The following is a 1,237-nucleotide window of genomic DNA, read 5'->3' as shown; positions in this document are numbered from 1 at the left end:
TGACTAAAGGATTTGCACCCGTTGTCGCGAGCGCTAAATTAAAAAACATAAAAACCCAGCATCAACCTATTTCTATGCAAGAACTAGAAGGGGGTTTGTTGAATTATTTTGATGATCTACCAGATCCAAGAGTTGACCGCACTAAACATCACTTACTTAAAGATATTCTAGTGATTGCTTTGTTAGCGATAATAGCTGGAGGTAACGGATGGGAAGACATGGAAAATTACGGAATAAGTAAACAGCACTGGCTCAAACAATTTTTAGAATTACCCAATGGCATTCCTCATCATGATACGTTACGCCCTTGTTTTTGAAAAACTAGACCCCAAAATTTTAGAACAGAAGTTAACTCAATGGGTTCAAAAATTCCTCGGTTCAGTTGTTGACCAAGTTATCCCGATTGACGGAAAAAGCCTTCGGGGGTCTTATGACCGAAATCAGGGCAAAAAAAATTTACATTTAGTGACAGCGTGGGCTTCGGAAAATCGTTTAGTCCTCGGCCAAGTTAAGGTAGATAGCCATTCCAATGAAATTACAGCGATTCCAGCGTTATTAGAATTAATCGACGTAACCGGCGCAATTATTACGATGGATGCAATGGGGACTCAAACGGAGATTATTAAACAGATTGTTCAGAAAAAAGCTAATTATGTAGTTTGCTTAAAAAGTAATCACCCGACTCTTTACAATCAAGTTAAATCTTGGTTTGAGCTTCAATCAAGTCGCCAATTTACTGGAGTTAAAATGACGGATTACCGTCAAATAGAAAAAGGCCATAACCGGATTGAAAAAAGAAGAGTTTGGGCGATTCCCGTTTCAGAATTTGGAGGTCTTTATAATCAATATAAATGGGCGGGACTACAGACGGTTGTTATAGTCGAACGGTTTCGACAACAGTGGAATGGAACTTCTCATGAAGTCCAGTTTTATCTAAGTTCTTTAACCGGAGATGCCCAGAAGCATGGTGCTATTATCCGGGAACATTGGAGCATTGAAAATCAAGAACATTGGGTTTTAGATGTGACTTTTAATGAGGATAAATCTCGCGTCCGAACATTGAATAGTCCTCGAAACTTGGCTGTGCTCAGACGGATGGCCCTTAATGCCCTCAATCAAGAAACCACCCTACCGCGTAGCTTGAGACAAAAAAGGAACCGGGCAGCCATGAGTGATGAGTACATGATGCTTATTCTCAAATCCTTGTGTCAAGCCTGATTGAGATGCTCTTACCCTG

1 pseudogene is annotated in these 1,237 nt (G+C 40.3%); it reads left to right on the top strand.

Annotated elements, in window-relative coordinates:
- Positions 1-1,218: pseudogene (locus ACUVJL_RS18215) on the top strand (ISAs1 family transposase); the annotation flags it as partial.
- Positions 1,219-1,237: the final 19 nt, after the last annotated feature.

It is taken from the genome of Microcoleus sp. OTE_8_concoct_300 (genome assembly GCF_031383065.1).
Classification (GTDB): domain Bacteria; phylum Cyanobacteriota; class Cyanobacteriia; order Cyanobacteriales; family Microcoleaceae; genus Microcoleus.
The sequence above is the reverse complement of the archived record's forward strand: the minus strand, read 5'-3'. Positions and strand labels throughout refer to the sequence as shown.